Annotated in this window: 18 protein-coding genes; 12 read left to right on the top strand and 6 right to left on the bottom strand. The window is 57.2% G+C overall.

Annotated elements, in window-relative coordinates; translation table 11 throughout:
• Nucleotides 1-7: 7 nt before the first annotated feature.
• Nucleotides 8-1,399, bottom strand: a complete 1,392-nt coding sequence (locus XM38_RS21200; RefSeq protein ID WP_202978940.1) for an ABC transporter ATP-binding protein — start codon at nt 1,397-1,399, stop codon at nt 8-10.
• A 22-nt stretch (nt 1,400-1,421) separates the two neighbouring features.
• Complete coding sequence (locus tag XM38_RS21195) at nt 1,422-2,120, bottom strand: energy-coupling factor transporter transmembrane component T (protein WP_080811510.1); 699 nt, start codon at nt 2,118-2,120, stop codon at nt 1,422-1,424.
• A 114-nt stretch (nt 2,121-2,234) separates the two neighbouring features.
• Between XM38_RS21195 and XM38_RS21190 the strand changes: the two genes are divergently transcribed.
• Nucleotides 2,235-2,612 carry a PDDEXK family nuclease gene (locus XM38_RS21190; protein ID WP_080811463.1) on the top strand — a complete coding sequence of 126 codons (378 nt, stop codon included), beginning with the start codon at nt 2,235-2,237 and terminating at the stop codon, nt 2,610-2,612.
• On the opposite strand, the gene XM38_RS21185 is transcribed toward XM38_RS21190, so the two are convergent.
• A complete protein-coding gene (locus tag XM38_RS21185) occupies nt 2,572-3,105 on the bottom strand; it encodes a hypothetical protein (RefSeq protein ID WP_080811465.1) in 534 nt (177 codons plus the stop codon). The two genes, XM38_RS21190 and XM38_RS21185, sit on opposite strands and share 41 nt — an antisense overlap.
• A gap of 850 nt (nt 3,106-3,955) precedes the next feature.
• On the opposite strand from XM38_RS21185, the gene XM38_RS21180 reads away from it, so the two are divergent.
• Nucleotides 3,956-4,423, top strand: coding sequence for an ATP-binding protein (locus tag XM38_RS21180; protein ID WP_080811467.1), 468 nt, complete (start codon nt 3,956-3,958; stop codon nt 4,421-4,423).
• On the opposite strand, the gene XM38_RS21175 is transcribed toward XM38_RS21180, so the two are convergent.
• Nucleotides 4,398-4,697 (bottom strand): DUF6439 family protein, encoded by a 300-nt coding sequence (locus tag XM38_RS21175; protein WP_080811469.1) that lies wholly within the window; start codon nt 4,695-4,697, stop codon nt 4,398-4,400. The genes XM38_RS21180 and XM38_RS21175 overlap by 26 nt on opposite strands.
• 37 nt (nt 4,698-4,734) lie before the next feature.
• Here XM38_RS21175 and XM38_RS21170 point away from each other — a divergent pair, with 37 nt between their 5' ends.
• The gene (locus tag XM38_RS21170; RefSeq protein WP_080811470.1) at nt 4,735-5,064 is read left to right on the top strand and encodes a sll0565 family protein; all 330 of its coding nucleotides are present in this window, start codon (nt 4,735-4,737) and stop codon (nt 5,062-5,064) included.
• A gap of 59 nt (nt 5,065-5,123) precedes the next feature.
• Nucleotides 5,124-6,512, top strand: coding sequence for an asparagine--tRNA ligase (gene asnS / locus XM38_RS21165; protein ID WP_080811471.1), 1,389 nt, complete (start codon nt 5,124-5,126; stop codon nt 6,510-6,512).
• A 47-nt stretch (nt 6,513-6,559) separates the two neighbouring features.
• Here asnS and XM38_RS21160 read toward each other — a convergent pair whose 3' ends face one another.
• Nucleotides 6,560-7,225 (bottom strand): PspA/IM30 family protein, encoded by a 666-nt coding sequence (locus XM38_RS21160; protein ID WP_088430981.1) that lies wholly within the window; start codon nt 7,223-7,225, stop codon nt 6,560-6,562.
• A 357-nt stretch (nt 7,226-7,582) separates the two neighbouring features.
• Between XM38_RS21160 and XM38_RS21155 the strand changes: the two genes are divergently transcribed.
• From XM38_RS21155 to XM38_RS21130, 6 genes are all read left to right on the top strand, one after another.
• Complete coding sequence (locus XM38_RS21155; RefSeq protein WP_088430979.1) at nt 7,583-8,971, top strand: hypothetical protein; 1,389 nt, start codon at nt 7,583-7,585, stop codon at nt 8,969-8,971.
• A 4-nt stretch (nt 8,972-8,975) separates the two neighbouring features.
• Nucleotides 8,976-9,902 (top strand): DUF1822 family protein, encoded by a 927-nt coding sequence (locus XM38_RS21150; protein WP_088430977.1) that lies wholly within the window; start codon nt 8,976-8,978, stop codon nt 9,900-9,902.
• Nucleotides 9,880-10,296, top strand: a complete 417-nt coding sequence (locus XM38_RS21145; RefSeq protein WP_088430975.1) for a hypothetical protein — start codon at nt 9,880-9,882, stop codon at nt 10,294-10,296. Before XM38_RS21150 ends, XM38_RS21145 begins: the two co-directional genes overlap by 23 nt.
• A gap of 13 nt (nt 10,297-10,309) precedes the next feature.
• Nucleotides 10,310-12,742, top strand: coding sequence for a CHASE2 domain-containing protein (locus XM38_RS21140; protein WP_202978939.1), 2,433 nt, complete (start codon nt 10,310-10,312; stop codon nt 12,740-12,742).
• Between the two features lie 135 nt (nt 12,743-12,877).
• Nucleotides 12,878-13,390, top strand: a complete 513-nt coding sequence (locus tag XM38_RS21135; RefSeq protein ID WP_080811479.1) for a hypothetical protein — start codon at nt 12,878-12,880, stop codon at nt 13,388-13,390.
• Nucleotides 13,391-13,966: 576 nt separating this feature from the next.
• A complete protein-coding gene (locus tag XM38_RS21130; protein WP_187329498.1) occupies nt 13,967-15,106 on the top strand; it encodes a tetratricopeptide repeat protein in 1,140 nt (379 codons plus the stop codon).
• A gap of 9 nt (nt 15,107-15,115) precedes the next feature.
• Here XM38_RS21130 and XM38_RS21125 read toward each other — a convergent pair whose 3' ends face one another.
• Nucleotides 15,116-17,335, bottom strand: a complete 2,220-nt coding sequence (locus XM38_RS21125) for a caspase family protein (protein WP_187329497.1) — start codon at nt 17,333-17,335, stop codon at nt 15,116-15,118.
• 364 nt (nt 17,336-17,699) lie between these two features.
• Here XM38_RS21125 and cobM point away from each other — a divergent pair, with 364 nt between their 5' ends.
• Together cobM and XM38_RS21115 are read left to right on the top strand one after the other, a co-directional pair.
• The gene (gene cobM, locus XM38_RS21120; protein ID WP_080811485.1) at nt 17,700-18,491 is read left to right on the top strand and encodes a precorrin-4 C(11)-methyltransferase; all 792 of its coding nucleotides are present in this window, start codon (nt 17,700-17,702) and stop codon (nt 18,489-18,491) included.
• Nucleotides 18,492-18,582: 91 nt separating this feature from the next.
• The gene (locus XM38_RS21115) at nt 18,583-22,470 is read left to right on the top strand and encodes a VPS10 domain-containing protein (RefSeq protein ID WP_088430973.1); all 3,888 of its coding nucleotides are present in this window, start codon (nt 18,583-18,585) and stop codon (nt 22,468-22,470) included.
• Nucleotides 22,471-22,786 lie beyond the last annotated feature (316 nt).

The raw sequence follows: 22,786 nt of genomic DNA, 5'->3' as shown, positions 1-22,786 counted from the left end.
CTAACTCTCAGCCAATGGCAATGATCTCAGGGGCCAGGGCCGTGGCTATGGCCCCATCGTGGGAGGTAAAAATCAGGGCACCCCCCTGGTCGGTAAAGGTTTTCAGCGTCTCCAGCATCAACGCCAGCGAGGTGGCATCCTGGCCCACCATGATTTCATCCAGCAGACAGACCTGGGGTTGCCGGGCCAGGACCGCTCCCAACGCTAACTGGCGCTTCTGCCCCTGGGACAAGGCCCGGGGATGCTGATCTCGGCAGGGGGTCAAATTCAACTGCTGCAGCAAGGCCTGGGCCTGGGCGGGGGCGACCCCGGGTTGATGCAACTCGGCGGCGACACTGTCGGCAAACAGCTGGTGATTGGGATTTTGCAGCACGAAGCCCACGGTCTGAGACCTTTGCACCACCCGCTGGCCGGTGACCTCTCGGCCCTGGAGCCAGATGCGGCCGCTGCTGGGTTTGAGCAAGCCACTCAGAAGTTTCAGCAGGGTGGTTTTGCCGCAGCCATTATCCCCCTGCAGCAGCACGATGTCGCCGGGGAAAACCTTGAGGTCTGGGAAAGCCGGATAGCCGCCCCAGCTAAGGCCATGGGTTTGCAGGACAGGGGGAGTCGTAGGTCCCCGAGCTACTTGCCGGGGCCGTGAAGTCAGGGGAGGCAGCGAGACCGTCGCCGCGGCCAACTCCGAGACCGCCATGGGGCAAACCGTGCCGGCCTCGACTCGATAGGCGCGATCGCATATCCCTTGCAACAGCTCCAGCCGATGCTCGATCAGCACGACGGTTTGCCCCCGCTGCACTCGGCGCCGCAACAGCCGCAGCAATTGCTTCACCCCGGCGGTATCCAGAAAGGCGAAGGGTTCGTCCAGCAGCAGCAGGTCAGGCTGGCGGGTGAGCAGACAGGCCAGGAGTAATCGCTGCTTTTGCCCCGCCGACAGACGGGCAATGGGCCAGTGTCGCTGAGCCACCAGATCGAAGTCGGCCAGGGCCGTCTGGGCCAGGGCCTGGATCTCCCCCGGCGGCAGGTTCCAGTTTTCCAGGCCGAAGACCAGCTCTTCCCACACCTGGTCCGTAAATAGCTGGGTCTCGACGTTCTGCAGCAAAATGCCCATGACTTGCGATCGCATCCGCATCGACCAGGCGGTAATATCTTGGCCCCGGTAGAGCACCTGTCCGGACAGGCGACCCCCCGTATGGTCCGGGGCGATGCCGGTGAGGCAATTCAGCAAGGTGCTCTTGCCACTGCCCGTGGCCCCCGCCAGCACCACCAACTCTCCAGCCTGGAGGGTCAGATGCACGTCGTGTAGCGTTGGCCCAGGCTGGCCGATGTAGGTGAAGGCAAGATTCGCCACCTGGAGCAGCGGTGAGGTCGTCATCGCATCAGGCGCCATAGGCAGTCGAGGCATGGATACAACACCAGGTCATTCCCTACCCGCCCCACTCGCCGTAGCCAATCAGCCCCAACCACAGCAGCGCCCCGACACAGAAAAGCGTGTCGCGCCAGTGCCAACCCAGCGGTTTACTGCAGCTGCGGGGAGCATCCGGGGCATAGCCCCGGGTTTGCAAGCCAATGGTGACCTCATCGGCATAGGACACCATTTGAAACACCAACGGCACCATCAAGCCAGAAAACCACTGCCCTGGACGGCGGCTGAGATCGATGCCGCGTAATTGATTGGCCTCCCAAATCCGCTGCAACTCCTGCTGGATCAGGGGAAAAAATCGCCAAATCAGCATCACACTCAGGGTCAAAAAGCTAGGCAACGGCAGCGTTTGCAGGGCTCGAATCAGATCGGCCGCCGGAGTAGACAGGGCCAGGATCGGGGCCGGCAGCAGAATCGCCAGTAACCTCAGGGTACTAAAAGCAGCCTCAGAGGGCTCTGCCAAGAGCCAGGCCGAGGCCAGGGCAAACCCCAGCAGGGTCAGCAGGCCATACCCCAGCAGCAGTGGCCGCAGCTTAAACTGCCCCAACAGCAGCAGCAATCCTCCCACCAGGATCCCCATGGCCACCAGGCGGTCCAGCACCAGGGCCAGACTCATTAACACCAGGCTCAGCCCCATCTTCAGGAAGGGATTAATCGGGCTGAGGCAGCCGCGATAGCCATGGGCGTGTTGACTTACCTGCATTGCCCCTCTCACCGATGCCATGGGCGGTATTTGGCTGCCAGTCCCATCAATCATACCGGCTGACCCTTGCTGTAGCATTGACATAGTGGCCGTCATTGCCAGGCAATCACCACCATGGGCTCCCTGATCTCAGCCGACACCACTTATTTGACCATGGAGGCGTATCTCTCCCGAGACACAGAGACTGATACCCGCCATGAACTCGTCGATGGGACGCTGATCGAGATGCCGCCCGAGAGTGATGAGAACCTTAGCATCGCTAAGGCTCTGTTTTTGGAACTGATTAAGCATGTGCCGGCTGACCATGTGGTCTGGGGCACTGAACTTGTTGGTCAGTCAGAGACCCGCCCTATTGTTACGACTGCCTGGGTCCGTGATGGTCATGAGGTGTCGCGGCGCATCTCCGTGACCTTGACTCAGCTAATGTTAACGGCTGTTCTGATGATCGCCCTTACTCCGCATCGAGTTTGCCGGCTCGCCGCAACTGGCTGACGATGTTTTCTCCCAACCACCAACCGATGGTGCCCGTGATCCCGGCGGCGACGGCCAACCCGCCCAGCAACCAGGGTTTGGTCAGTAGCTCGGCGAAGGCATCCCCCAGCATCAGCCCGGCACTGATCAGGCCAATCACCGTGGCACTGACGAAGAACACCACCGTGCCCAGAAGCCGGTTGCCCTTGACTCGATAGTTACCGCGCAGGAAGACTACCGCCTCGGTCACCAGGGAGGTGAGAAACAGGTAGAGGGTAATGGCCGGAGAAATCGGGGCCAACAGCAGCGCCAGGGGCCAGATCATCAGGGCGACACTGCCTCGCCGCTGTAGGCGGGCCATCCCTAAGGTGAGAAAGATGCCGCCCAGGGGAGCCCAGGCCACCAGTTGTAGAAACGGCGGCACTAGTGGCCCAATCACAAACACAGAGGCCACCATGCCGATGGTCATGAATACGGCAAAGACGTAGTCGCGCAAACTCCAAGGACTCTTCATCGGCCAAGTCACTAGAAGGGGGCTCTAGTAGTGTATAGCGAGCCAGTGACTAGTGAGCCAGTAAACAGCCCTGATTGTCCCCACGGGTGAACAATACGCATGAACTGTTTTGGGCCAATTTCAGGAGAGGCATGACCTGAACATCGGTGTCTACGTCAGCAAAGCTAAGAGATCCAGTACTTGTTTCAGATAGGGCTTAGCCTAAACGGATATGCTGATAAAATAGAAAGGTATCTGTGTAGCCAATCAGTTGAACTGGATAGGCTGCTTTAAAATTCATCCTTTAAACTACGGCAGTAATTCATGGCTGTCAGATTCAAATTTTTTCGGAGCCTGTAGTATTTCTTAGTGCCTTGGTAACAAATGTCAACGTCGATGACAGGTAACATCTGATATGACGCTTGCGATGGCCCTCTAGGGCTGATCACCCTCTTCTCGAAAGACCGGCTAAACCAGCTATCTCCCTGATCCAAACGGCTAGAGCAGTGTATCTTTGTCAATCACGTGTCACCTAAGACCAATGCCAGCCTTTCACCGATTCAATTCAACACGACTCTCTGCAGAGATAATCCTTGGGTTGCGCTTTTTCGGGTTGCCAATGCTCAGGCATTATTCCCTATTTCTCCAGACTCAACTTGAGTAGTGACACCCCTATTATCAAGCTTTAGTATCCTAAGCTTTAGCCTATTCAGTGAGAGCTGTATAAGCGCCTTAGATAAGCGCCTTAGATAAGCGCCGTAACGATTCATCTCGTGTCCAACCTTGCCTTATTCCTGCTCTTTATAGCCCTGACAAACATTAACTAAACTCATTTGGCCATTTTGTTCTCACAGTTTTTGGAGGATCCTCTGTGTTAGCGCTTTCTCCACCACCGGCCAACTGCAAATGGGATAACCTCAGCTTTGTATCGACCCTCTATCTCTGTCCCATTTTGGATCTGCTCTTGGCAGGCATCCCTGATCCGTGGCAGGCAGAAGTTCGGCTGGGGTTGCAAGAAGCCCTAGTCAATGCCGCTAAGCACGGCAATAAACTGGATCCTGGCAAGAAAATATCGGTCAGATTTACCGTAAACGGTGACGATTACTGGTGGATTATTACCGATCAAGGCAGTGGATTTTCCTATCCCTGCTGCCGCCACAAGGAGCTTGATGGTGATTGCAACCACTCCGTGGAGGAATGCGGTCGCGGGCTCTATATTCTCTACCAAGTTTTTGATGACGTCACCTGGATGCAGGGGGGATGCGAGCTCCACCTGCGCAAGCGCGTGCGTCGTCGCACTAAATTCCCCCGCTTTACCGAGTCCGTGGCCCATGGGTAGGGCAGGGGGGCGCTGTCAAGCTGTGGTCTAGCCAACCACTGGCTTGTTGGGTTCGCATTAACGCTTCCTCTGGCTGATCGCTCAGCAGATAGACCAAGGCTGCAGCCAATTGCTCCTTGGCTCGCACCTTACGGTTGCGATTCAAGCGATGCCAATCATTGGGCTCAATGGCCAGCTTCTCGGCTAGGGCCTGGGCCAATTCCAGAGCAGTGTATTGCTGCAACTGGGCAGAGGTCTCTCTGCCTGGTGAGCTTTTGGCAGGGGTATCTGGCATAGTCAGAAGCAAACCTATCTCTACTTACTCTTGCATAATGCCACGACCCTCTCGACAGCGACGGGCCGATTCCCGACGCGGTTCTTTCGAACCGGCCTCTTCTGAGGTGGTCAATTGGGACGAATTAGCCCAGCGCTTACAGATGCTATTAGATCATGTCAATCAACTCCGAGCCCTGCAGCAACACCAGGGCCCCATTGGTACCGAGGACATGGTTCGTACCCAGCAGCGCCTTGCTGCCATTGAAGCCGATCTCGCCAGTCAGTTGTGGTCTTGGCGACAACTCCAGGAGCCGTTCTGGCAAGCAGTGCGGTTTGGCGGACTAGGGCTAATCGTAGGATGGGTATTGCGTAGCTGGGCAGGGTAGGCCAGCCCCTAGACCACCCTTTACAATCAGTAAAGGTGACTGAGCCAGTGAAACTGCCAATGACGCAACGGATTCGAGACATTTCGCAGCAGGGTCAACCGGGAGAGGTTATCACCCTGCAAGGGTGGGTGCGGACAAGGCGATCCACCAAGGGGCTGACATTTATCAATATCAATGACGGCTCCTCTATGGCCGGGCTACAGGTGGTAGTGAATGCTGAGTTGCCCGACTATGAGTCTATCCTCAAACAGTTGAGCACCGGCGCCTCGGTGAGCATCTCGGGCACCCTGGTGGAGTCACCGGGTAAGGGACAACGGGTGGAAGTCCAGGCCAGCCAAATTACGGTGTTTGGTGCGGCCGATCCCGAGACCTATCCCCTGCAAAAGAAGCGGCATTCCTTCGAGTTCCTCAGAACTCTAGGCCACTTGCGATCGCGCACCAATACCCTGGGAGCAGTGTTTCGGGTCCGCAATGCCTGTGCCCAGGCCATTCATCAGTTTTTCCAGGATCAGGGGTTTCTCTGGGTGCACACCCCGATTCTGACGGCCAGTGACTGTGAAGGGGCCGGCGAACTATTTACGGTCACCAGTCTCGATCTAGAGCAGTTGCCCCACACCCAAGCCGGAGCCGTTGACTTCAGCCAAGATTTCTTTGGTAAACCCGCCTATCTGACCGTGAGTGGCCAACTGGAAGCCGAGATCATGGCCATGGCCTTTACTAATGTCTACACCTTTGGCCCCACCTTCCGGGCTGAAAATTCTAATACCTCGCGGCATTTGGCCGAATTTTGGATGGTAGAGCCGGAGATGGCCTTCTGTGACCTTGATGGTGCTATGGACTGGGCTGAAGCCTTCCTCAAACATGTGTTTCGCACTGTCCTGGAACAATGCCCTGAGGATATGGACTTCTTCAACCAACGCATCGACACCAGTGTCCTGGCCACGGCGGAGAATATTCTGGCCCATGAGTTCGAGCGCATTACCTACAGCGAAGCGGTGACCCTGTTGGCAAAAGCCGATCGCTCCTTTGAGTTCCCGGTAGAGTGGGGAGTTGATCTGCAGTCGGAACATGAGCGCTATCTGACCGAGGAGGTGTTTAAGAAGCCTGTCATCGTCACCGACTATCCAGCGGCGATTAAGGCCTTTTACATGCGCCTCAATCAGGATGGCAACACCGTGCGAGCTATGGATGTACTGGCCCCCAAAGTGGGTGAGATCATTGGCGGGTCTCAGCGGGAAGAACGGTTAGAAGTCCTGGAACGGCGGATTCAGACAGCCGGTCTGCCCTTGGAAGATTACTGGTGGTACCTGGATCTGCGCCGCTATGGCACCGTACCCCATGCCGGTTTTGGCCTGGGTTTTGAGCGATTAGTTCAGTTCATGACTGGCATGGCCAATATTCGCGATGTGATTCCCTTTCCCCGCACCCCCGACAATGTGGAGTTTTAAGGGGACAGCCACCTTTGCCATAGGATGTGGCCAATGCCAGATAGGACTTAACGGGGATAATCCGAGGGCGGTGTGCCCATGGGGGAAGGACGCAAGGGATAGGGGGTGATCAACTCTTGCTGGTAGTAGGGATGGTAAGCGGTGGGGGGCACATTGACTGGATACATAGGCGCCTGGGATGCCCGAGACTCTCGTCGTCGACTAGCCACAAACACAACGATCACCACCATCAGGGCGGCGCCCCCCAGCAACACGATCATGACAATACCAGCTCCCACCCAGACCAAGGACGTCTGCGTCTGACCAGCCGTCTGCTGGGCCCCTTCTAAGCGATTCTGCTGGGATGCCAGGCTATCCACAGAGTGCTGATAGTCATCTAGACGGGCTAGGAGAGTGCGGGCGTCGTCTTCTTGACGGCGCAGTTGCTCTTCTAAGTCATCAATTTGCTGTTGTTGTTCTCCTAGTTGGGTTTCTAACCGCTGAATCAACTCCTGCTGTTGTTCCAGCTCTTGCTCTAGGGGATTGGTGTCAGGGGTATCTACCGTGGGTGGCGGCGGTGCCGGTATCGGAGTAATGGCCTCGTTAATGTAGGGCTCGGACTCAGTGGCAGGGCGGGGCGAGGTCTCATCTAAGCTCATGCGAGCTAACAGCAGCATCAACGCTGCCGCCCCAGTGGTGGCACATCCTGCAATAAAGGCTGACGTATCGCTCATTATCCCGGCTGAAGCAACCGCTCTAGGTTTAGCGGTTACAGTGGCTTCCAGGTCATCGATTCAGGGTAACCCTGGGATGGCGGTGCTGGCTGATGATAGCCTCAGCCATTCACTTAACCCTAAAGTATTTTGCCGAAAAAACTTCAGAGTCATTGACCCAGCTCCAGAGTAGCCCAGTCAATACTTTAGTTTATCCCTAGAAAAATGCCTAACGGCTGTCACCCCTCCGGCAACAGTGCATAGGCTCATGGCCGTCAGAGATATCTGCTGGCGGTTCACCCCCTGTCAGGATAGTCCATGCCCCTCTCTCCTACTATGGTGTTGAATGCTCCGCCCAGGATGCGTAGTCTGTCTCCTATGGATAGTCCTTCTGAGATTCCATCCAAATACTGGCGACTGGTCCGCATCACCGCGAGTAGCCGCATTAGCCCCCACCTATTGCCCACGGCCAAGACCTATCTGGCCCAGCATCTAACCAAGGGTGCCGAAACGGCAACGGATACCGCCATTCAAGCCTATCTGTTGAGCCAGTGGCAGGCGGCGGCTGATCAAATTACGGTGGCCGAGGGCTGCCTCCGGTGCTATGTGTCCAATCAGGTGGAGTGGGTTTGTCAGGATTTAGAGGCACGCTTTGGCGAACGCTATGGGTTTACCCGCTATGAGTTATTTCCCTTCGTGCTGGATGAGACCTATCCCCTGGAGCCCTTGGCCAACTCTAGCAGTGAAACCTATTGTTCTTTGGCGGCTGACATTCTGCGGAGTTTTGATCCGCAGCGAGCCAGTCTCAGCACTTGGGTGACCCGGCGAGTGCGCCACCATCGTGACCTGAACCGCTTCTTGCTGCAGCACGGGGTCTACTTGGTCAGCGACTGGGCCATTCTCAACGATACCTCCGTGAAGCAGGTATCGAAAATTTTGGGGGAGTTCCATGGCCTCAGCCCGACAGAGGTCACCCAAGCCCAACAGTTGCTGCAGAGTTATCATGGGGTCTATCGTCGCGATCGCATCCAGCAGCGACAGGCCGGCGGCGGCGGGGGCTGTGTGCCCCCTACCCCAGAGCAGCTCCAACGCCTGGCCCAGCAGTTGCCCCGTGCCCTGGCCCAAAAGCTGTCTGAGGACGATTTATTGGGTCAGTTGCAGGCCTTAGCCAGCTACCTACGCCACTACCGCATCCATGTGCGGGGCGGGCTGGTGCCGACCGAATCGCTGGATCGGCCCGAAATTGCGGCGGTGGCCCAGGGGATGCGAGCTCCTGCCCCGCAGGAAGACGACACGGCCCAGTTTTTAGCTGGTTTTCGTCAGGTATTTGACCAATGCCTGCAGCAGGCCATCGCCACGGTGATCGAGACCTGGCTAGCGCGGCTGCAACGCCGCCAACCTGAGAAGATAGAGCCCTTTCTCAAGGCGCTGCGGCTATTTCACTGCGACGGCTTGGCCATGGGTGAGATTGCCCGGCAAATCGGCTTCAGCCAGCAGTATCAAGTCAGCCGCCTGCTGAAGTTAAAGGCCCTGCGGGCCGATATTCGTCAGCATCTATTGCAACAGATGTGCGATCGCACCCGACAGCTAGCCCAGGCCTATGTCGATCCCGAGCGATTGCACCACTTGAATGCCCAGATCGACGCCGCTCTGGCCGAGCGGGTGGATAGCCTGATGGCCACCGCCGAAACCGAAGCCACCACCCAGAGTCAACATCGCAGCCAGTTTACCGTAGCCCTTTGCCGCCACCTAGACAGCCGGAGATGACACCATGATTGCCTTTGACGACCATATCGACCTAGAACACGAAGGCTTAGACGCCGACATCCTGGAGCTTACCCCAGACCAAGTGGCCCAAGCGGCAACCCGCAGCCAGGCCGACCCTCACCCAGAGCGGCAGTGGCGCATTTATCTGCATGGCCTCGCCCTGCAGGGATTCACCAGTTGGCTGCAGGAACGGGCTCCAGAGTTGGCGCTTGGCACTGACCAGGTGTCTCTCCAGGATCCGGCCTATGCCCATGCCATTGACGCCGTCTGTGGATTGCGAGTCGGAGAGCTGCGACTCTGCCTGCTCACCAGCGGCACCTTGGTAGACTCAGTGCTGCCGCTGCCCAAGGCCGCCGTGGAATTGCCCGATTGGGCCGCCCAGTTATTTGTCTGGATGGAAGTGGATGAGCATCGAGGGACGGCGCGGGTAGGGGGCGTGCTGCGACGCGATCAGCTGTTACGGCAATTGGGCCCAGACTCCCATCAGGTAGATTGGGCATTATCAGTGCCTCTCAGCTGGTTTGAGCGAGATAGCGAACAGCTGTTGCTATACCTGCGTTGCCTAGAAGCCGCCGCCCTGCCGGTGACCACGACCGCCACCCCCGATCTAACAGCTAACCACCAGACCCGCTTACAACAGCTATTGCCGCAGCTGCAACAGGCTGATGTCTTACCGGAGGCCAGGCTGCCCTGGTCCCTAGGGGCGGCTCTGCTCAGTCATCCCGATTGGACCCGTTGGCTCTATGGAGTGCAACGGGGACAGACCCCCGCCTGGCCCCAGGTCAACGCCACATCTGACCTGGTCCCAGGGGGTGATCAACACGGGGCTATGGCTGCGGCAACAGCTCGATCCCCTAGCCCAATCGCTGGCCTGGACCCTATTGCCACCCCCCAACTTGGCCACCGCCATGCGCACCACCACCCTGGATGATCTGGGGTCACTACTACAGTCTTTAGACGATCGTGGCCTATCTATGGGCTCAGGGGCAGCGGCGGCTTACCATGATGTCTCTTGGGCTGGGGGAGGGCTGCGGCTCTATGCCCTCAGTTGGGCCCTGGCAGGGACCACAGGGGATCCAGAATGGACCCTGCTGGTGATTTTGGGACCGCAGCCGGGTCAGTCTCGACCGTTGGGGGCCGGGCTACAGATTTCCGACGACCAAACCCTGTTGGTAGAGCGCTATTTCGCCGATGATGAGGGGGATGACTATCTCTATGCCCAGGTCATTGGTAGTTGGCAGGAGACCTTCCAGGTGTCATTGCGATTCCCTGACGGCACCATCCTGACCTTACCGCCCCTGGGCTTCCAACCAGATTTCTGCTAGGGCAGTCGTCCTGTTGATATCGATTGATATTGATCCTGATACTGAGTTGTTACCGTGCGATCGCATCCCCCCCACCGCCACGTCCCTCCACCTCAAGGTGCATCGGGTGGAGCAGACCTGCCTCTTCGACCTGACCTGGGGCCAAGGCCAGCATCTAGCGGCAGCCTTACCCTGGCGCTCTGAGTTGCTGCAGCACTATCAGCACTGGCAGCAGGCCTATCTTCAGGTCTATCGTCACCTGGAAGATCCGGCCCCGGCCCCGCCAGTATCGCCCACTTCCCTGCGCGGACGAGTTCAGAGTAGCGGCGGCTTGACCTCGGCGGTGGATTGGTCGGCTCGGTTAGTCGAGGCAGAAGCCCAGCTCCTCTACGACTTTCATCGCTGGCTGCGCAGCCCAGAGCTATTCGAGATTCGCGCCCAGATCGGCCACCAAGCTCAAGGGCAGCCAGTGGATCTCTATCTCACCTGCCATCCCCTAGAGGTGGCCCGCCTTCCCTGGGAAAGCTGGGAGATTGGCAGCGAGTTTGCCGCCGTCCATCCGTTGCGCTTGGTGCGGTCACCGGCTAGGATTCGCGCCCCAGCCAATGCTCCACCGCCGCGCCGCCGTCCCCGCTTACTCGTCATCCTGGGAGATGAGACGGGCCTCAATTTCGCTGGCGATCGGGCCGCCATCGGGGCCCTGAACCGCCTGGCCGAGGTGGTGTTTGTCGGCTGGCAGCCTGGCTGCCACAGCGGTGAGCTGAAACGCCAAATTGCCAATACCATTGCCGCTGACCAGGGCTGGGATGGACTCTTGTTCGCTGGCCATAGCAATGAGACGGCCCTGACCGGCGGGGAACTTGCGATCGCACCCGGCGTCACCCTAACTGTTCGCGAACTGGCCCCCAGCTTAGCCATCGCCCAGCAACGGGGCCTGCGCTTTGCCCTCTTCAACTCCTGCAGCGGCCTCAATCTAGCCGAATCCCTGATCGACCTAGGCCTGAGCCAGGTCGCCATCTTTCGAGAACCGGTCCATAACCAAGTGGCCCATGTATTCCTGCGCCGCTTCCTGCAGCGGCTAGCCGCCCACGACGACGTCCACACCGCCCTGATCCAGGCCAGTCAGGCCCTCAAACTAGAGCATGCCCTCACCTATCCCTCGGCTCACTTAGTCCCGTCCCTGTTTCGCCACCCCGATGCCCCCCTCTACCGCATTGCCCCCAAGGGCTGGCGCCAGCAACTACGGGCCTGGCTGCCAACCCGCTACGAAGTCGCCGTGATCGGGGTGATGGTAACCCTGAGTCTACTGCCCCCTCTACAACGGGGCTTGCTAGATCAGCGACTCTGGAGCCAAGCCATCTACCGCGATCGCACCGGCCAGCTGCCGGCTGCATCGCCAGAGCTGCTGCTAGTCACCATCGACAATGATTCTCTGATCCGGGCCGACATTAGCAACCCCCGGCCCATGGATCGGCGCTATCTGGCGCGGGTCGTCGACAAAACTGCCCAATTGCAACCAGCGGTCATCAGCATTGACTATCTTCTAGATCGCCCCTTAGTCAGTGACGACAATATCCTGGCCCAGACCCTAGAGACTGCGGCTCAAGACGATATCTGGTTTATTCTAGCCACTTACCTCGACCAAACTGGGCAGTGGCTAACCCCTCTACCGGCCCTAGGCAACCCCGACTGGAGCTGGCAAGGGGACATCAAGTTATTTGGCCAGGGGCGCTTAGTGCCCCTACTTCTCAGCCGTTATAGTCCCGACTGGCCCCTCCCCCTGGCCTATCTCATGGCCCTGGCTGACGTCCTGAGCTCAGGCCACCAATCCGTCGACCTCTCCCAAGGACACCAAGCGGTACCAGCCCACTTAACCTCTCCCCGCATGCAGCCTGCCTCGGTGACCACCAGTGCCTATCGTCTGGGGCAAACCTGGTTGCATCCCATCGTCGACTACTCCCTGCCACCGCAGCGGCTCTACAGCCAAATACCGGCTTGGCAGCTCCTAGAAAGCTCACCCCCGCAGCTGCGGCAGGACTATCCCCAAGCAGTGGTGATGATCATGCCAGGGGGATACGGCGAAGCTGGTGTCAGCGAACTCAATGAAGACAATTTCCCCCTGCCTGCAGCCATGGCCTACTGGCGTCAGCGCCAGGCTCCTGCCAATAACAGCACCGTTCTCCTGGGAGGCGAAGTCCATGGCTATTTGTTTCACCACTTTCGCCACCGCCATTTGGTCGTGCCCCTGCCCGACCTGTGGTTAGTACTAATGGCGGCATTACTGAGCAAAGTAATCGACCAGACTAGCCTCCACCGGCGGCGGCAGTGCATCTTCCTAGTCAGTGGCTCCCTACTCTATGCCATCATTAGCCTGCAAGTCTATGTTGCTGGGCTGGTGCTTCTGCCCATTGCCCTACCGCTGGCTACCCTCTGGTTCTACCGATTGCCGTTTTTGATGCGACGATAATCCCATGTTTAGATTTATCACGTCACGTTTCCCACAACTCCGCCTCAGCCGCTATCTGCTATTGGGTTCTCTGGCTTGGGGCCTCCCTAACCACTATAGCTAGCGCCCAAAGGCCACCTCTACCCCCAGGGGAAGGTGCGCCCCGGCGGCTCCCGCGGCGACCTCTGTCTGGTGGCCCCAGCCACTACCTCCCCAGAAATCTGGCATCTCAACCCGGTCTTTCTCTGGCAAGGGGGGCTGATTGAGGCATTAGAAGTCCACGATGTGGCCAGCGGCGATTCTCTCTGGCGAGTGGACCTGTTCAATTTCCTGCCGCGCTTGCGCTACAACGGGCCTGGCCTAGAGCCAGGCCGAGAGTACACCTGGACCCTCTATGACGACCTCACCGGCGATGCCATCATGAAGGCAGACTTCCAGGTGATGGAGTCGGACGAGCGGCAACGGATTGCCACCGAGTTAGAACAACTCACCCAAGACCTGAGGGACAGTGGGGCCGACCCCCTAGACATTGGCCTGGCTCGCATTACCTATTTTGCTGAGCAGGAACTCTGGGCCGATGCCCTGACAGAGGTCTACTTGACCCGACCGGCTGCCCCCGCCCTCAGCCACTATGTTCGCGAGGTGACCAAACGAATTTGTGGCGAGTAAAGCAACCCGCTCCATCGCCACCTATTATCAGACCCAGGCCCAGGGCAATTGCCCTGGGCCATTTTGAGCTGAAAACCTACACCACAAGCGGTTTTGCCCTGTAGCAGTCCGAGGGAAGCAAAATTCCCTCGGGTAAGCTCTCCAACCTGAGAAATTAAGTGTAGTCTTACCGAGGTCTCAATCCCTGATCGACCCGCTCACCTCAGGTTGAGTCTCCCTGTCCAAGGACTATCTGCCAATCGCGTAAACCTTCAAATGTCCTCTCAGAGGGCTCTGCCTGGATCCTAAGCGCTGCCCCTACCCGGAACGACCACAGCCCGTCAGCCTACCTTTTGGGTAGACCCGTTCATCTTTTTAGTTGAGCCACCCATTGCCAGATGACATATAGCTGTAGTCAGCCAGGGTAGGACATGCCAGGATTGACCGTTAAGATAATCACTTTCGCTATAGACGCGAGTGATCACCGCCACGCAACGTGGGCTAGTTCCCCAGAGATTGTGCATACCCTCTCGGGGCTCAGAGATAGATCCTACTAACCACCCTAAATGACGCACCTGTGAGAAGGAGATGGCACCGATGATGAGCCCCCAAATATCCTTAATGGTTCTCACTCAACCCTCTTTGGAGGTGATGATCGCTCTGGTACATGGAACCTTGGCCCAGGCCCACCCTGATCTGGGGACGATCAGCGATGATCTCTTCCAGCAGGGCTGGCAATACTTTGATCAGGGGGCTGTGGCAGAGGCCTTGGCCACCTTCCAACAGTTACTCTGTCAGCGGCAACGCCAGGGAGACATGCAGGGGGTTGCCATTGCCCTCAACTGCCTCGACTTCGTTTGGCAAGACTGGCATGCTCAGCCGCGGCTGGCCGTACCTGGACAATCAGACCCAGCCAGTCCTAAGCAGTTGGACGATCGGCGGTTACACCTGATCACCCGGGGGTCTTTACATCGTCAGGCGGGAGAGTGGCCCCAGGCTCTGGAGTGCTATCAATCGGCCCTCAGTCTGTATACCGCCGACAACGAAATGGAGGGAGTAGGCCTCTGTCTAAATAATCTCGGGGTCACCTATCTGCAGATGGAACAATGGGAACAGGCGATTTCTCTAGGACAAGCCAGTGTCAGTGTGTTGGCAGAAACCCCCGATCAGGTCAACTATGCCACGGCTCTCCACAACCTGGGCGTCGCTTACTATCGCTGCGGCGATAGTAAGCAGGCTCTGCCCTGGCTAGAACAGGCCCTCTTTCTGCGGAATGGAATATGCGATCGCAGCGGTGAGGTTACCACCCTCAGCTACATGGGCCAAGCCTATTGTCAACTGCAACAGCATTGGTATGCCCTGGCCTGTTTTGAGGCCGCCTTAGACCTTTGCCAACAACAGGGTGACACGGCGGCGGCAGCCACGATTCTAGGTCACCTGGCCATGCTCTGCCACCGCACTGGCCATACTGGGTTGGCGCTGCAATACAGCTATCAGGCCCTATCCCAATTCCGAGATCTGGAAGACTACAAAAGCACCGGACGACTCCTAAGCCATCTCGGCGTCCTCTATGAAAGCCGAGGCCACTACAGTTTGGCCCTACACTACTATCAGCAAGCCCTAACTACCCTACGCAACTTGGGTGATGACAACGGCGAGCAAACCCTACTGCAACAAATCGACGGCCTTTATCAGCGCCTGCACTGGCTGGATTTCGCCCTAGAACAAGCAGCCTAGCCTCAGGCCTCAGGCAATCACCTCAAAGACAATAGACAGGGCGGCCACATCGCGGCTATCAATCCCCTGGATATCAGGGAGGGGTTCTATGCCTAAGCCGCGATACCCCCGAGTGGCAGACTGGTTAAAGTCACTCAGAAGGCTGTCTACCAGAGTCACCATACCGCTGTCCCCCACTAGGGGCTCGCCCCCCCGTAGGCCGCGTTCTGTTCCCAATTGCCCCATCACCCGCAGGGCCTCACGCAAGGGCACCGCACTGGCAATCACCAGGGTTTCCACCACCCCCGTCGGCGGGCGCAGTACTAAGCTAAAACGATCGCGGCCAAGCTGCGGAATCTGCAGGGTCGTGGCGGCGGGAATTCGAGCAGCATCCTCCGGGGCCGCCCAGTTATTGGGATAAATCAGAATCAACTCGCCGTCAGGGGCAATCACCACCAGGCTGATGAAGAGATGCCGCGGCTCTTGGTTGGTGACTTCGAACTGAATTTCAGTATCCACCGGTAGCTGCACGCGACCAGCCGCGGTAGTCGCGGCCACCTCCGTCGGCGAATTTCCAGCGCTACGCCCCCCCCGCACCGTCAGGCGATTGGCAGCCACATCTAACCCTCCTGCAACCGGATGCATGGTCGCCGTGACCTGCAAACGGGAGGAACTGGGGTTGAGCATCACCTTCAAGAGGCGGACGGCCAGTAACTGTTGCAACTTAGTCCGGAGTCGTCGCACGGCATTAGCCGGAGACTCTCCAGGCACACCGAAGGAGCCCGGCAGGGGATCCAGCCCTGGCGAGAACAGCCCTAAGGCTCCTGTCCTGGCACCAGGTTGGGAGGCTGGGGCAGCGATATCAGCCGTTAGGGGAGCTAAGATATAGTCCACCCCGCCCAGTGACACCGGTCGCGGTTCAATCCTAGGCAAGGCCGCCAAGACTTCCTGAACCGCAGCCATGCCATCGAGAGATGGATCCAGGCCGATGCGCAACTCCAGATTCTGGGGGATGCCGCGAATCACCTCCTGCAAGAAAATTCCCGTGGGGCCACTGCGACCGGAACCTAGCCAGCGACCGGTGCCCTCCAATCCCTGACGCGATCGCACCAGGACTTCCCCTTGGGTATTGCCCTGACTATCCAGTACATCCAGCACCGTATTCTCGCCAAAGGCCACCAGACTACGCGGATCGACGCCCCCAAACCAGATAGTGACCTCGGGGTCCGACCGCCCCGTGATCACGGCTTCAGCCGCGGGGGCCGTAGGCGGCAAGAAATACATGGGCACCGACTGTCCAGCCGGCAGATTGGCTTCAAATTCAGGAGTCTGCAACCGCGTAGAGACATCCTGGGCATACTGCTGGGTGCTGCGACCGACGGTGGCTAGGGCCTGCTCTAGGGGCTCTTGATCGCCCTGTTGCCACAAATATTGGGTCAGAAGATAGGTGAAGGCTCCGGCCCTAACTTCACCGAAGTCGGCATCGAGGGCCACTTGACCGGGGCCCGCTGCCGTGATCACCACTCCCTTAGCCACACCGGCCTGCCGTCGTTGCTGCAACTCCGCTCGAGACCAGCCCAGCCGCTCCCGCCAGGAGTCTTGATAGGCCAACTCAGCCTGGCTGGGACGGGGCAATTGCCGTTGCCCTCCCCGGACGGCCGACCGCACCACCGTGGTGCCCCGTTTGCCGCCGCCAGAGTAACAACTGTCGAGCACCACCGTCACCTGCTCGGTCTGGAGGGCACTCATCAGTAAGAACAAGGTCTTGCCCATGATGTCGGAGACGGTAGCAGGCGGTTGACCAGATCCCCCCAAGGAGCTGTCAATGGGCACTAAGGCACTGTTGAAGGAACGGCCGTCGATAGGAGTCGGGTCCTGCAGGCGGGAGCCATGGCCCGAGAAGTGAAACAAGACCACATCCTCTGGTTTAGCCTTCTGAATCAAGTGGGTCTCAAAGGCAGCTAGAATGCCGTCTCGGGTAGCCGCCCTGTCGCTCAGGGTGAGGACATCATCTGGATGAAAGCCAAAGCGATGGATCAGCAATGCCCGTTGTAGGGCGACATCGGTGAGACAGCCCTGCAGGGGTTGGCTGCCATAGGCATTGATACCCACTAGCAATGCGAGTTTACGGCCCGCCGGTTGGGCCAGGGCCTGCCGGTAGTCCTGGGCCTGCCGCAATAGGTTGGCTTCGTGCAGCCCTAGGGCTGCCAATAAGCCCCCTGCTGACTGCAGTAACTGACGCCGTTTCATGGGAGCCCTCGTTTGGTCCATTCGCCCGCGGTGGCAACCACTATGGTAGCCGTTGTCATGGTCACAGCGGTTGCACCCCCAGATAGCTCCCAGTTCTCGACGAGTTCGTTCCTTCTGCCCAAGCAAGCTATCTGGCCAGTACTGTATAGACTACCGACTGAGTTGACGCCCATTTCGGAGAGAGGTCATTGCTGCTAAAAAAAACCCCCGGAATTCCAAAGAACTCCAGAGGGGTCGAATCAGGGTGCATCTACCAGTTCACTCTCCGCGTTTGCCCCGACCTTTCCGGATAACCGCTATCACTTTACGGAGACTTTATGGCTGGCCCTAAGATCAAGGCATTCATGAAGTTTTTATGTAGCCCATGACCTTATCTCAGCTATCCCCAGCGGTCTATATCGTCGGAGCTGGCCCTGGTGACCCCGAATTACTCACCATCAAGGCCCAACGGCTGCTACGGCAGGCCGATGTGGTTCTCTATGCCAACTCCTTGGTTCCCAAACAGGTACTGGACTGGATCCGCCCTGAGGCCGAGCGCATCGGCACCGCTGCCATGACCCTGGAGACGATTCTGCCCCTGATGATTGAACGGGTGCGGGCAGGGCAATCGGTGGTGCGGTTGCAGTCTGGAGATCCCAGTCTTTACAGTGCCATCCATGAACAGATGCAGGCCTTGGCCCGGGCACACATTCCCTTTGAGGTGGTGCCTGGCATTGGCGCCTACCAGGCGGCGGCGGCCAAGCTCAAGGTGGAGTTGACTATCCCTGGGCTGGTGCAGTCCATCATCCTCACCCGTATCAGTGGTCGCACCCAAGTGCCAGCCTCAGAAGACTTGGCTACCCTAGCGGCCCATCGCACTAGCCTCTGCCTCTATCTCAGTGCCCGCCATGTAGAGCAGGCCCAGGCCAAGTTAGCGGCCCATTACCCCAGCGATACCCCAGTGGCGATCTGCTACCGCTTGGGCTGGCCCGATGAAAAGATTCGGCTGGTCACCCTGGCGGAGATGGCCGCCATGACACGACAAGAAGACCTGATTCGCACCACCCTCTACGTGATTAGCCCCGCCTTGGCTGCCGGGCAGGTGCGATCGCACCTCTATGATCCCAGCCACGATCACCTGTTTCGACCACGGCCCCCAGTGACCACACCCGGTTGAAATAGTTCACACAATATTCATGACAGATTGATGCATCTTCCTTGGCAGATACCTAAGGTGGTGAATAACCTGTCATTCCCTTGGTAACATCATGCGTTCTCGTGTTGGCCGCCTCGGCTCTAAGGTTTTAGCGTCCAGTCTGGGGATACTCCTCGCAGCCTTGGGCGGCCTACTCTGGCCCGCTCAGCCAGCCTATGCCCATCGCCCCCACGATGTTGTGCCCTATGTGGAAGTGTCACCCAGCTTCAGCCAAGATAGCACCCTGTATATTCTGGGCAGAAACAATCTCTTTCGCTCCACGGATCAGGGCAATACCTGGTCTCGCTTAAGCAATGGCCTAGACAACCGCTTTGACTTCTCTTCCCTAGACCTGTCGCCCGTTGACCCGGCTCTACTGTATCTCACCAGTCCGGGAGATGGTATCTATACCTCTAAAGACGGCGGTGACTCCTGGCAAACCGTTAACCAAGGGCTTGATAGCCTTGATATCACTTGGATCCAGGCCTCTGCTACCTCGTCCCAAGTAGCTCTGGCCATGACCCAAGACAACCAACTGTACCAGACCAGCAATGGCGGCAATCGCTGGCAAAAGGTTCTTACCGCTAGCGATGCAACTAGCCTGGCCTATATCCCGGAAACGCCGACTGCATTACTGGGGAATGCCCAGGGGCAGCTGTGGCGTTCTGACGATCAAGGCACTACCTGGTCTGCCTGGTCCACCCTGCCTCAAGGCGAAGCAATTCAGGCTATTGCGCCCTCCCCTAATTACTCGACCGATCAGACCCTATTCATTGCTACGGCTGAATCAGGCATTTATCAGTCTATAGACGGCGGTGCTTCCTTTACCTCGTTGAATCAAGGGCTAGAGGATTTACGAGTACGGGAGGTACTGCCCTTACCAGCCCCAGCCGGAGAGATGTCATTACTTGCAATCACCTGGGATGGGGGCTGTTGGCGCTGGCGGCCAGAGCAAGCACAATGGGTAAATACAGACACTGGATTAAGCCGTGATCCCCAAGCCGACGAGATGGAGGTACCCCACTTCCAGGACCTGGAAATCTCGGATCGCTTCCAAACTGACGGCATTGCCTTCCTGGGAGGGTTTGACGGCCTCTTTCGCAGCCGTGATGGCGGCAATACCTGGACTGAACTGGAAACCCTGTCTCTCGGCACCATTATTGATCTAACGGTTTCTCCCACCCTGGCAGAGGATGGCACCCTAGCGGTAGCTACCTATGTCGGGGAACTTTACATCAGCCATGACCGGGGTGATTCTTGGCAAGCCATCAATCAAGATCTCTATTTGCCCCGCTTCAACCGCACGTTGAAAACACCGGGTCGCTACGAACAGGATCCCAGGCGCTTTTTTGATATTGATATTTCCTCCAACTATGCTGCCGATGAAACATTATTTTCGGCCATTCTCTACAGCAAGATTCTGCAATCTTCAGACGGAGGGCAACGTTGGTCCATTGCCCAACTCGATAAGTCGGAGCGAGGCGTTACCCTGGCAGTATCTCCTAATTTCGCAGAGGATCACACGGTCTTCAGCACCAATCAATCGGGCCGAGTCTATCGCTCTCAGGATAGGGGCCATACCTTTGAAAGGATTGGTGAATCAGCCAAACAACCAGGTAACGATTCCCCCTCCACGGTTCTATCGCCTGGGTTCGCTGTTGACCAGACCCTATTCACTACCGGGGAGCAAGGCATCTATCAAAGCACCGATGCCGGAAAGACCTGGACCCTGCTGACCGCAGACACCCCTCTAGCAGAGGCTACCGGCCTACAGTTGGCCATCTCCCCCAATTTTCCAGAGGATCAAACCTTACTAGTGGCCACCCGCAGCGGCCTCTATCAAACCCAGGATGCGGGCAAAACCTGGACCAAAATTATCAGCACCGCCTATGGTGAGGCTCCCTACGTGGAGGCCGTCGCCATTTCCCCGGACTATGCCGAGGATCAAACCTTTGCCCTTAGCGTACGGGGACGAGGGCTATTTAAGACCACTGACAGCGGCCAAACCTTTACCGCAATTGGCGACTCTAGGATTACTCTGGCACGGATGAATAGCGTGCCCTCGGCAGGACGGGCGCTGCAATTTTCGTCCAACTATGCTGACGACAATATCCTCTACGGATTCGGCTCCGCCAGAACCGAGCTCTATCGATCCACAGATGGTGGTAATACCTGGGAAACCCTGGCCATCGCACGACAGCAAACCCCTGCTCCTGGCACTCTGACCCAAGCAAAGCTATTCCTAGCAATTCATCGCGGTCGCATCCTGAAGCTACTGGCAATCCTTGTCGTAGTTCTGATCACCTATGGAGCCATCGAGTATCTAGGGGCCAAGGGCTGGATGACATCCTTCTTGCCAGAGGTGCAGTCCTGGTCACAGCAGGTTCGCCGCGGGGTGCCGCTTAGTCTCAAAGGAACGATCGTGGCACTGATTATCCTGCGATTGGTGTTTTCCCTGGTCAATCTGGATGGCAAGGCGTACAATGCCGACGAAGTCAGGGGATTTTACCGGATCTCTGGCTATACCCGGCAGGAGGTTCTAGCTGAGGCCTTTCAGGGTGACATCCTCACCGTCGATCAAATTCAACATTATCAGACGCCCTCATCGGCGCGCCAATTGGGTGATACCATGTCTGCCCTAGCCGGCAATCCTGAGCATACCCCACTTTATTATCTGTCGGCCCGATTTTGGATGCAGTTGTGGGGAACACCGGTATCGGCGCGGGTAATCTCGGTCCTGTTAGGGATTGTGGCCCTGCCCTGTGCCTATTGGTTTGGCCGAGAACTGTTTCGTTCTGCTGGGGCCGGGTGGATCGCGATGGGATTAATTGCTATCTCCCCTTACCATCTTTTACTGGGGCAAGGAGCCCGAGAATATAGCCTTTGGACCCTGGCCATTCTCCTGTCGAATGCGGCTCTACTCAGAGCTCTGCGAGTTGCCAGTCTGCAGGCTTGGATGATCTATGCCCTGACCGTGATTGTGGGACTCTACTCTCACCTGTTTTTCCTATTTACGCTGGCTGCTCAGGGAGTTTATAGTCTGTTGTTTGAATGGAGACGGGTGCGATCGCATCTCCTGCCCATGGCCGTCTCAGGTGGAGTAGCTCTGTTGGCCTTTGTCCCCTGGCTGCTAGTCGTCCTCATCAGCATCGAAGATATTGACGAGAAAACCCAATGGGTTCAGAGTCGTCCCTCCAGCTTTGTCAGCATTGCTCGGGCCAGTATCGCTAACCTCGGTAACACCTTTTTTGACCTCAATGATGCCACCCGTTTAGAAAACTATGCTGACTTACTGCTGCTAGCATTAACGGTCTTGGCACTCTATTGCCTGATTCGGTTTACCCCAGCGCGGATTTGGATATTTCTACTCCTGCCCATCGTCATTACAGGGGCAGTCTTAGTGATTCCCGATCTGCTCTACGGAGGAGGGCGCTCCTTACAGGCTCGCTACCTAGTACCTGCTTTTCTATCGACTGAAATGGCCGTCGCCTATTTCCTCGGCAATGGCATCGCCTTCGCCAAACGGGCCTGGGAACGGATAGCTTGGAAACTTGTATTCTCTGGTTTAATCGCTGCCGGAGTGATGTCAGCGGTGGTGATCGCTAATACTCCAGGCTGGGACTATCTAGATCAAGGGGAAACCGCCAGTGCCACGAACTTGGAAATGGCTCCTATTATTAACCAAGCCGAGAACCCACTGATCATCAGTGATGCCACCCATAGCTTTATCCTAGCCCTAAGCCATGTCGTCCATGACGATGTCCGCTTTCAACTATTTCAAGAAACCCCTCCGGAACAATGGGCTGCCCAGATTGATTTGAAGGCAGCTCTCAATGAATATGACACCGTATTTCTCTACTTTCCTGGAAATGAATTCAAAACATTCTTCCAGGAAACCTATGGGGCAACCCTGCAAGCAGTTTACGAAGATGAATTATTCAGGGTGACTATCCCAGGATAATTTTGATGGTCTAGGATCTCGTTGACTACGAGTCATAAAGGCGGGATAGATGTCTCACCAGGCTCAATAATTAGCGTAGTGAAGTACCAATAGGTATTCTTATGCAGATGCCAATGATAAAGGTGCAGTAACACTCCATTCAAGTAGGGATCTCCACACCAATTTCTAGATAATTATCTCAGAGCTAATGAACCATTCTTTGGGGGGTAAATACACCTCTTAGGTGAGGTTGTCTTGACTGGTCTCTCTCTGGTGAACCCGCCATCATGGGAGTTGTAAATAAAGAGTCTTGAAAAGCACAGCTTAAGGAGACCTA

The sequence above is a fragment of the Halomicronema hongdechloris C2206 genome (assembly GCF_002075285.3).
Taxonomy (GTDB): Bacteria; Cyanobacteriota; Cyanobacteriia; order Phormidesmidales; family Phormidesmidaceae; genus Halomicronema_B; species Halomicronema_B hongdechloris.
Note: the sequence above shows the minus strand (reverse complement) of the source record. Positions and strands in the feature narration are given on the sequence as shown.